Genomic DNA, 10,433 nt, shown 5'->3' on the forward strand with positions numbered 1-10,433 from the left:
TTCAAGCCTCCGTCATTTCGTTCATCAGTTGCTCGATATCGGACAAGCCCGCTTCAGTCAGCGATTGGCCGGCACTTTCCAGGGTTCGTGAAAACTCACTCAAGACAGGTGTCTCGAAGATCTGGCGAATTGGCATATCGATGCCCAGTTGGGTGTTGATTCGGGAAATCGCCTGGGCCGCCAGCAAGGAGTGGCCGCCCAGCTCAAAGAAGTTGTCGTGCATGCCGACCCGCTCGATGCGCAGCACCGTGGCCCAGATGTCACACAGTTGTTGCTCAAGCTCCGTGGCCGGGGCCACGTAATGGGCCTGCATCTGACGGGCATCCGGGGCCGGCAAGGCCTTGCGGTCGAGCTTGCCGTTGGGGGTCAGGGGCAGCTCGGCCATCCACATCAGGTGCGCGGGCACCATGTAGTCCGGCAGGCTGCTTCTCAAGTCCTCGCGAATGCGCCCCAGCAACGCGGCCTGGACCTCGGCGTCGGCATGCAGGATGGCCGCATCGGTCGGCACCAGGTAGCCCACCAGTTGCTTGCCGAGCACGCCATCGATATCGATGACCAAGGCGTCGCCCAGCGCCGGGTGCTCCAACAGCCGCGCACTGATTTCCCCGAGTTCGATGCGAAAGCCACGAATCTTCACCTGATGATCAATGCGGCCGACGTATTCGATTACGCCGTCTTCAACGTAGCGTGCCAGGTCGCCCGTGCGGTACAGGCGACCTCCAGGATGTTCGCTGAACGGGTCGGGGATAAAACGTTCCGCCGTCAGCGCAGGGCGATTGTGGTAGCCGCGCGCCAACAGGCCGCCGCCGATCTGCAGCTCACCAATAGCGCCGGGAGCGGTCAGGGCCGCACCGTTATCCAACAGGTAAATCGAGCGCCCGCCCAAGGCCTTGCCGATAGGCATCAACGCCGGCGGTGCCGAACTGTCTGGCGCCGCGAACGCCGTGCAGTCATGAGCGGTGACAGTAACGGTGGCTTCGGTCGGCCCATAGGTATTGAGCAACCGTACATGGCCCAGGCCTGCCTGTTTCCACGCCACGACACCCTCCGGCGGCATGGCTTCGCCACCTGCGTGCAACTGGTGCAGGCGCCCGTAATCGCGCGGCCCCTTGGCGGCGAAGTCCTTGGCCAACATGAACCAGTAGGCAGTGGTCAGGTCGACCACGCTGATGTCCTTGTCGATCAATTCACGGTAGAACGTTCCGCTGTCCCACAACGCCGGCCCGCGTATCACCACCGAGGCGCCGCACGTGAGTGCGGGGTACAACTGCTCGACAAACCCATCGAAGTTGAAGGTGGCGAATTGCAGGATCCGGTCGCTCGCCGACAGGTTGAAGAACCCCAGCGATACCTGGGCGTGCAGGCTCAGGGAGCCCTGATTAATCGCCACGCCCTTGGGCCGCCCGGTGGAACCCGAGGTGTACATCACATACGCCAGGGACTGCGGGTCAACAGGCACGGCCAGGTTGTCGGCGCTGTAGGCGGCGAGCCAGTCGTCCGGCTGGTCGAGGCACAGGCTGGGCAGCCCCGGCGGAATCGGCAGCCGGGACTGCAGGGCCGTCTGGGTCAGCAGCAGGACAATCGCGCTGTCTTCCATCATGTAGGCCAGGCGCTCACGGGGATAGTCCGGGTCCAGCGGTACGTAGGCGCCGCCGGCCTTGAGGATGGCCAGCAGGCCGATCACCATGTCCAGGCTGCGCTCAACGGCAACCCCAACCAACACTTCCGGCCCCACACCCAGTTCACGCAGCTTATGGGCCAGGCGGTTGGCCTGGCGATTCAGCTCGGCGTAGCTCAGTTGCTCATCACCCATCAGCAGCGCCGGTGCCTGGGGCTGCTCGTGCACACGCGCTTCGAACAGGCGCGCCACCGCGGTATCGGCCAAGTGGGTGGTCTGTGCACCCTGGCACCAGTCGCGCTCAAGGCGTACCTGCTCCTGCGGCGAGAACAACGGTAACCGGTCGACGCTCACTTGGGGTTGTGCAGCCAGGGCGTGCAACAGGTTCAACCAATGTTCAGCCATGCGTTCGATGCGGGCGTGGTCAAACAGATCACTGGCATACACGAACGTCGCCAGTACACCGTCCGAACGCTCCACGGTATCGAGCGACAAATCGAACTGCGAGGTGCCTTCGATCAGGTCGAGTTCCTGCACATCCGCACCGATCAGGCTCTGCCCGGTGACCTGTTCGCCCAGGTCACGCATGTGGTTGTACATCACCTGGAACAACGGGTTATGGCCAAGGCCACGCTCCGGCGCCAACTCCTCCACCAGCACGTCGAAGGGGATGTCTTTGTTGGCCTGGGCCTGCAGGCTGGTTTCCTTGACCTGGGCCAGTAGCTGATTGAAGGTCGCGGTAAAATCCACCCCGACCCGCACCACCAGGGTGTTGACGAAAAAGCCAATCAGGCCTTCCAGTTCCAGGCGGTTGCGGTTGGTCACCGGCACACCGACGTTGATCTTTTCAGTGGCACTGTAACGCGCCAGCAGCAAGCCGAAAGAAGCCAGGAAAATGTGGAACAAGGTGGCATTGGCGCTCACCGCCAAGCGGCGCAAACCGGCCGCCAGCTCAGCGGGCAGGCGCACGTCGATGCGCCCGCCGCGGTAGCTCTGGACCTGCGGCCGAACGCGGTCGGCGGGCAGCTCCAGCACGCTGAAGTCATCTTCCAGGCGGGCTTTCCAGTAGCCCAGTTGGGCCTGCATCTGCCCGTCGTTGAGGCGCTCGCGCTGCCACGTGGCATAGTCCGCGTATTGCACAGCCAGCGGCGCAAGCGCGACAGGTGCCTGCCCCGAAACCCGGGCGTTGTAGCTGGCGATGCACTCACGCACCATCACACTCATGGACCAGCCATCGGAAACGATGTGGTGCAGCGTCAGCAACAGCAAATGCTCCTCGGCCCCGACTTGCAGCAGTTTGATACGCAGCAACGGGCCGTTCGCCAGGTCAAAGGGGCGCTGGATCTCCTCCTGCAACTTGAGCTCCAAAGCCTGGCCCTGCAACGCACCGATGCATTCCTCGGCGAGGGGCACCGAAAGGCTCGGCAGGACTTTCAGACAGGGCACGCCCTGCTCTTCGACAAACACCGTGCGCAGGCTTTCATGGCGTGCCACCAGCGCATCGAATGCCGCGCGCAGCGCCAGCTTGTCCAGGGAACCGCTGACTCGCACGGCCATTGGCGTGTTGTAGGCCGAGCTCTGCGGGTGAATTTTCCAGAACAACCATTGCCGGTGCTGGGCATGAGACACCGCAAGGTTCTGCTGGCGATCAAGGATTCGAAACGGCGCGTCATCCGCGCCGGCCTGGCCGGTGATCTCGGCGCAGAAACTGCGCAAGTCCGCGGTGTCGAACAGCAATCGCAACGGGATATCCAGGCCCAACTGGCGGCGCGCCCGGGAGACGATTTGCGTGGCCAGCAACGAGTGTCCGCCCAAGGCAAAGAAGTTGTCGGCCAACCCCACACGCTTGACCCCGAGCACCTCTGCCCAGATGCTGGCCATGAGTTTTTCATGGTCGGTGACGGGTGCCTCGTACTGCCGCTCATCACCCGCAGCGCCTGGGGCCGGCAAACGGCTGGCGTCGACCTTACCGTTGGCAGTGAGGGGCATTTCATCAAGAAAAACGATCTGCCCAGGGATCATGTGCTCGGGCATAAAGCCCCTGAGCGCCTGTTGCAGCTCGACGCCTGAAGCTTTCAGGGCCGCCTCGTCCTGTGGCGCCTGGCTGGCAACCACGTACGCAACCAATTGCAACGCATCGGGCACACCAGTGACCCGGACCAGCGCCTTCCTGACGCCCGGCAGCGCTTGCAGACGCTGCTCGACTTCGCCAGGCTCGACCCGATAGCCACGAATTTTCACCTGATGGTCCATGCGCCCGATAAACCGCAAAGCGCCAGTCGGGTCACGCCGCACAAAGTCGCCGGTGCGATACATCCGTGAGCCCGCCGGGCCATTCGGGTCCGGCACGAAGCGCTCGGCCGTCAGCCCCGGATGAGCAACGTAACCGCGCGCGAGGCCAACGCCCGCGATGTGCAATTCACCCTTGGCGCCGCCGAGTGTTGGCAGCAGGCTCGCGTCCAGTACCTGTACCCGCACGCTGTCCAGCGGGTCACCCAAATGAAGCGGTTGCCCGGCGACCAGCGGCGCCGTCAGCGCCCCCACCGTACCTTCGGTCGGCCCGTAGTGATTGATGACCGCAAGCGCTGGAGAAAACCCGGCAATCCGCGACAGCAAAGCCTCGGAGCAGGCTTCGCCACCGAGAACCAGGCACTCGCGGGGCAACACTGCACCGCTGCCACTGGCCGAAAGCATGGCGTCCAGGTGCGACGGTACGATCTTCAGCGCATCGATCCGGTGTTCGGTCATGTAGGTCGCAAATGCATCCGCATCCAGCACCCGTTCCTTGCTCAACAGGTGCACAGTCTTGCCATTGCACAGCGCACCGTAAAACACCGTGTGCCCAAGGTCCGCAGCCGGGGTGGAAGTCATCGCCAGGTTCTGGATGTCGGCCATCGGCAAGCGCCGTGAAACAGCCTGCACGTAGTTGACCAGCGCACCATGGGAGACCGCGACCCCCTTGGGCGTGCCAGTGGTGCCGGAGGTGTAGATGATGTAAGCCAGATTACCCGGCGCAACCTCAACGCAAGGTGCCGTACCCGGCAGATCCGCGATGCGGTCGAAGGCGATCGACTGTATGCCCACCGGCAACGTTTGCGCCCAATTCGAGGGGGCGAGGACGTGAACAATGCCCGCATCTTCAAGCATAAAGGCCAGGCGCTGGGCCGGCTGGTCAGGCTCAAGGGGCACATAGGCTGCACCGCACTTGAGGATCGCCAGCATGCCCACCAGCATGCCCGGTGACCGGTCGGCCACCACACCCACTGCCTGCTCAGGCACAACCCCTGCCGCCTGCAACTGCTGCTGCAACTGCCCGGCCTGGCGGTTCAGCTCGCCGTAGCTGATGGTGTGGCCCTCATGGACCGCTGCCACACGCTCGGGAAAATCCCGGGCAACCTGTTCAATCAGGCTGTGCACGCAGGTGTCCGGCTCGACGGTAAGCCCGTCCTGAGGCCGCAATTGATCACCCAAGGGCCATTCACCGATGGGCAGTACGGTTTCCTGCGCCAGGCCCCGCAGCACCTGCACCCAATGCTCAGCCAGACGGGCAATGGTCGCCCGGTCAAACAGGTCGACAGCAAAGGTAAACGCCGCCTGCAACTGCCCGTCACTTTCAACGGTATCGAGGGCCAGGTCGAAGCGCGCCGTGGTCTTGGGCAGAGGGGATTTTTCCAGCACCAGCCCGGAGCGGGTCTTGATGGTCTGGACGTCCGTCACGTTCGCCTGGTGGTTGAACAACACTTGGAACAAAGGACTGTGGGCGGTGCTGCGGTCAAGGTTGAGCACCTCCACCAGTTTCTCGAACGGCAGGTCCTGAAAGGACTGTGCCTCCAGCGCGCTGGCCTTGACCCGGCGCAACAGCTCAGCCGTATCGATCAATGGGTCAATGTGGGTGTGCAGCACTTGGGTATTGATAAAACACCCGATCAACCCCTCGACCTCAGTACGCTGCCGATTGGCAACCGGCACCCCGACGCGCTGAATGTTTTGCCCGCTGTAGCGGTACAACAACACACTGAAGGAAGCCAGCATCAGCATAAACAGGGTGACATTGTGTTTTCTGGCGACACCCCTCAGTTGGGCTGCCAATTGCGGATCGATATCCACGGCGTACTGCTCGCCACGATGCCCCGGCACCGCAGGCCGTGGACGGTCGGCCGGTAATTCGAGGACCGGATGCTCGTCACCGAGCTTGTCCAGCCAATACGTCAGTTGCCGTGCCTGCTCACCCGCTTCCAGCCAACTGCGCTGCCACAGTGCGTAATCGCGGTACTGAATGGGCAAGGCCGGCAACGTTGCCGTTTCACCCGAACTGGCAGCATCGTAGAGCCGCACCAGTTCATCGATCAGAACCCCCATCGACCAACCATCGGCGACGATGTGGTGCAACGTCACCAGCAACAGGTGTTCGTCATGGTTTTTCTTCAGCAACTTGATACGCAGCAAAGGCCCTTGAATCAGATCGAACGGTGCAAGGGCTTCGGCACGGGTGACTGTGTCGATCCGCCCGTCGCGCTCAGCGTCTTCGAACGCTGAAAAGTCGATGAATTCGACCCTGACCTCCCCGGCATCAAGGACGTGCTGAAGCACCTGGTCATCCTGCTCGCGAAACACCGTACGCAAGGTTTCGTGACGGTCCAGCAGACTATCGACAGCCTGCTGCAACGCTTGCTGATCCACCTCACCCAGCAACGTCACGGCCATGGGCAGATTGTAGGCACTGCCACGCGGGTCCAATTGCCAGGCAAACCACATACGCTGTTGCGCATAGGACAAGGCGTCCCGCTCCGCCACCTGCACATCGGACGCAATGGGAAAAAGCGAAAAGTCGACGTTCTCCGCTTTCAAGGCCTCAAGAAACAAATGCCGCTTCGGCGCAGGCAACTCGATAAAACGACGAGCGAGTCTAAGTGAATCTTGAGCGTTCATGCATTCCGTCCTTACTGATCTGCGGCCTGGCCTGCGGGCCAAGGCGTTTCCAGTAGAACGAGCAAGGGAGAGGCTAATTTAGCCAGGAAAGCCGCAGGCCGATCACCTGCACGCAACGCCGTTGGGCGCTGCGCCTGGGCTCGCCAAGTAAGGGTTCAGCGAGGTTGCTCGCTATAACCTTGTGCCATCGCCACGACCACCTTCCGGGGCCCGGTAAAGGGCGAACGCGCATGAGCGGCGAGCATGTTGTCGAGCATCAGCACATCCCCCGCCTGCCAGGGAAAACGGATAGCGCACTCGTCCAGTACCCGACGCACCTCGTCCAGCACCTCGGCCTCGATGGGCGAGCCGTCACCGTAATAAACGTTACGGGGCAGGTCCTCTTCATCGACGATGTCCAGCAAGGTTTCCCGCACCTCGTCCGGCAGGTTGGAGACATGGAACAAGTGCGCCTGATTGAACCACACCCAATCGCCGGTCGACGGGTGCCGGGCCACCGCCTGGCAGGTCTGGCGCGTGCGCAGCTCGCCATCGTCTTTCCACTCCCACTCGATGGCGTGCGCTTGGCAATAGGCCTCTACCACACCCCGATCTTCGGTGTTGAATACCTGCTCCCATCCCACATCCAGGCCATTGCCATAATTGCGCACATACATCAGGCCCTTCTCGATAAAACGCTGGCGAACATACTCCGGCATTCGGCGGTACACCTCCCGACTATCGGCAATCGGCGTTTCACCGCCGGTCTGCGCGGCAATCACGCTGTAGAACCAGATTTTCATTGGCCACTCGAGGGTGTAGGCCTGCTCGTTGTGCAACGGAATGCTCTGATGCGCAGGGTATTCGGTCGAGGTGTAGACGCCTTGGGTGACATTGCTGCGCGGTGTGGAGCCAAACTCGTAATTGAGCAACGGATGACCAAATGCCTGAGCAAACTGGCGAAACTCGTCCACACCGCCCACCTCAAAGCCGCGAAACAGGATGCCACCCGCCTGCGGCAGATGCTGTTCAACCAGCGGTTGAAGCTCATTGAACACATCCATCAATCCGAGACCAGGCTCCGGGGCCTCAATCAACAATGGCAAGCTGCCCCGCTCACTCAACAAAGGGAAGGCATTGAATTCCAGCAGTACGTTCATGTGGCTCGGCTCCAAAGGCACGTCGTCCCTATAAAACGAATCCGGAGGGGAAAAATTAGCGGGGGATTTGTTGCGCAGGCAGCAGTGTCATCAAGGGTTACATCAAACACCGAGTGGCTCGGCGAGGCTGTCCTATCATTGACTCAACCCATCAATTGCAACTACATTTAGTTACAGGCAAGGATCGCCGTGTCGAAAAATGAAAAGCTGCTGGCCAAACTGCTCAATGAGCAATCAGCGTTTACCTGGCCCGAACTCGTCACGCTGCTGGGGCGCCTGGGCTACACGCAAATCGAAGGGGCGGGTAGCCGGGTCAGGTTCGACAAGGGCGACCCCTGTGCAATGATCACCCTGCACAAGCCTCACCCCGGCAACGAACTGAAACACTACATTCGGCGCCAAATCATCGAACAATTGAAATCAGGAGAACTGATTCAGTGAACAATCAGCTGAAACACAAAGGCTACATCGGCTCCATCGAAGCCAGCATCGAAGACAATTGCCTGTTCGGAAAGCTGCTTTTCATCAAGGCACTGGTCAGCTATGAGGGTAAAACCGTCGCCGAACTGGACGCGGCCTTTTGCAACGCGGTAGACGACTATATCGCGACCTGCGAAGGCCTTGGGCAAACACCGGAAAAGCCCTGCAAGGGCTCGTTCAACGTCCGTGTCGGCCACGACCTCCATTTAGCCGCCGCCCTCGCGGCGACCCGGCAAAAAGTCACGCTGAACGACCTCACGCGGCAAGCGCTGAACGAATTCCTGCAACATCGCGGCGCACTCGTTGCAGGGTAATCAGCCCAACCGCCGATACCCCAACACCGCCGCCCCAAGCACCACCGCCCCCGCCGCCAGCGCCACCCAGAACCCGCTGGGGGCGCCGAAGTTGTCGATCATCCAGCCGGAACTGGCGGCGCCAATGGCCACGCCGATGCTCAGGCCGGTGATCAGCCAGGTCATGCCTTCGGTCAAACGGCTCGGCGGGACGATTTGCTCCACCAGGGCCATGGACACGATCAATGTCGGGGCGAAGAACAGCCCGGAGATGAAGATCGCCGCCGCCAACCCGGGAATGTTCGTCACCAGCAGCAACGGCAACGTGGTGATCGCCGTCGCCACGCCGCAGTACAGGAACTGGCGCGGCAGCGGTGCTTTCAACTTGAGCGCGCCAAACGCCAGCCCGGCCAGGCACGAACCGATGGCGTACACCGACAGCACAATGCTCGCGGCGGCTGGCTGGCCTTGATGCTGGGCGAAGGCGACGCTGACCACATCCACCACGCCGACGATGACGCCCATGGCCATCAACAGCACCATCAGGATCAACACCGAGGGCGAGGCGATCAGCCAACGGCCGTGTTCGGCGTGGTGTTCATGCACCGGTGGTTCGGTCTGGCGTTGCAGCACAAAGGCGGTCACGCCCACTGCCAAAAACAGTGCCGCAATTAACGGCCCCGCTTCGGGAAACAGCAGCACACACAAGCCCACCGAAACCGGCGGGCCGACAATGAACACCACCTCATCGAGCACCGACTCCAGGGCAAACGCGGTTTGCAACTTGGGCTGACCGCGATACAACTCGGTCCAGCGCGCCCGCACCATGGCCGACATGTTGGGCATGCAACCGGCCAGGGCGGCGAAGATGAACAGCGTCCACGTCGGCGCCTGCAAGCGGGTGCAGAGCAACAGCAGCAACAGCGCGCCGCCGCCGATGGAAGCAGCCACCGGCAACACCCGGCCCTGGCCGTAGCGGTCTACCAGCCGTGAGACCTGGGGCGCGCAAAACGCGGTGGCCAGTGCGAAGGTGGCCGTCACCGCACCGGCCAAACCGTAACCGCCGTGCACTTGCGACAGCATGGTGATCAAGCCGATGCCGGTCATGGAGATCGGCATGCGGGCGAGCATGCCCGCCAATACAAAAGCCCTGGAACCTGGCGCCTGGAACAGCTCGGCGTAGGGGTTTGCCATGTGTGTAACCTCTTCCTGAGCACCCTGAAACTTGCTATTCGAAGTATTCGGGGCAAAATACATACGGTGCGTATGTGATAAATCATGCGTAACATACGCACCGTATGTCAATCACCTATTGCGAGCCTTACCCATGAGCCGAGCCCGTGCCGACATGATCGAAGACACCCGCGCCCGCCTGATCGCCAGCGCCCGCCAGGCCTTCGCCACGCAAGGTTACGCCCAAACGTCGATGGACGATTTCACCGCGCGCGCCGGCCTGACCCGGGGAGCGTTGTACCATCATTTTGGCGACAAGAAAGGCTTGCTGGCGGCGGTGGTTGCGCAGTTGGACGGTGAAATGGACGCGAGCCTGCAGCGTATCTCGGAACAGGCCGTTAATCCTTGGGAAGGGTTTTGCGAGCGCTGCCGAGTTTATTTGCGCATGGCTCAGGATCCCGAGGTCCAGCGCATCGTATTGCAGGATGCCCCGGCAGTGCTGGGCGCAACTGACCAGCAGCAATGCGTGGACTCGCTGCGCCGTTTGCTCGATGACCTGATGCAGGCGGGCCTCGTCGAGCAGGCGTGCAGCCAGGCGCTGGCGAGGCTGATCAATGGCAGCCTGGTAAGCGCATCGCTGTGGATCGTTCAGGATGGAGACCCGGGGGCGCGGCTGGAAGAAGCCTTGCATGGGTTGGAGTTGTTGTTGCGCGGGTTGAAGCTCCATGTCGTTCGCTGAACGAGTGCGGCGGGGGTTGTCAGGATCCAGGGGGGCATATCCGTTATTTAGGTAACGGCTAC

The 10,433-nt window shown here is 61.8% G+C and carries 6 protein-coding genes; 3 read left to right on the top strand and 3 right to left on the bottom strand.

All coding sequences use genetic code 11. The annotated features are described in order from the left end of the window. Position 1: 1 nt before the first annotated feature. On the bottom strand, positions 2-6,547 hold the full coding sequence (locus tag SNL23_RS02425) for a non-ribosomal peptide synthetase (protein WP_318301510.1): 6,546 nt from the start codon (positions 6,545-6,547) through the stop codon (positions 2-4). Positions 6,548-6,702: 155 nt separating this feature from the next. Continuing rightward, positions 6,703-7,686, bottom strand: coding sequence for a TauD/TfdA family dioxygenase (locus tag SNL23_RS02430; protein ID WP_318301511.1), 984 nt, complete (start codon positions 7,684-7,686; stop codon positions 6,703-6,705). 189 nt (positions 7,687-7,875) lie between these two features. Here SNL23_RS02430 and SNL23_RS02435 point away from each other — a divergent pair, with 189 nt between their 5' ends. Continuing rightward, positions 7,876-8,127, top strand: coding sequence for a type II toxin-antitoxin system HicA family toxin (locus SNL23_RS02435; protein ID WP_076014293.1), 252 nt, complete (start codon positions 7,876-7,878; stop codon positions 8,125-8,127). Continuing rightward, entirely contained in the window at positions 8,124-8,480 is a 357-nt protein-coding gene (locus SNL23_RS02440) for a type II toxin-antitoxin system HicB family antitoxin (RefSeq protein WP_076014294.1), read from the top strand. The genes SNL23_RS02435 and SNL23_RS02440 overlap by 4 nt, the downstream gene beginning before the upstream one ends. On the opposite strand, the gene SNL23_RS02445 is transcribed toward SNL23_RS02440, so the two are convergent. Then, positions 8,481-9,653 carry an MFS transporter gene (locus tag SNL23_RS02445; protein ID WP_318301512.1) on the bottom strand — a complete coding sequence of 391 codons (1,173 nt, stop codon included), beginning with the start codon at positions 9,651-9,653 and terminating at the stop codon, positions 8,481-8,483. Between the two features lie 133 nt (positions 9,654-9,786). On the opposite strand from SNL23_RS02445, the gene SNL23_RS02450 reads away from it, so the two are divergent. Then, positions 9,787-10,371: a TetR/AcrR family transcriptional regulator gene (locus tag SNL23_RS02450; RefSeq protein WP_318301513.1), complete on the top strand. Its 585-nt coding sequence runs from the start codon at positions 9,787-9,789 to the stop codon at positions 10,369-10,371. Positions 10,372-10,433: the final 62 nt, after the last annotated feature.

This window comes from Pseudomonas sp. SED1 (genome assembly GCF_034044025.1).
Lineage (GTDB): Bacteria > Pseudomonadota > Gammaproteobacteria > Pseudomonadales > Pseudomonadaceae > Aquipseudomonas.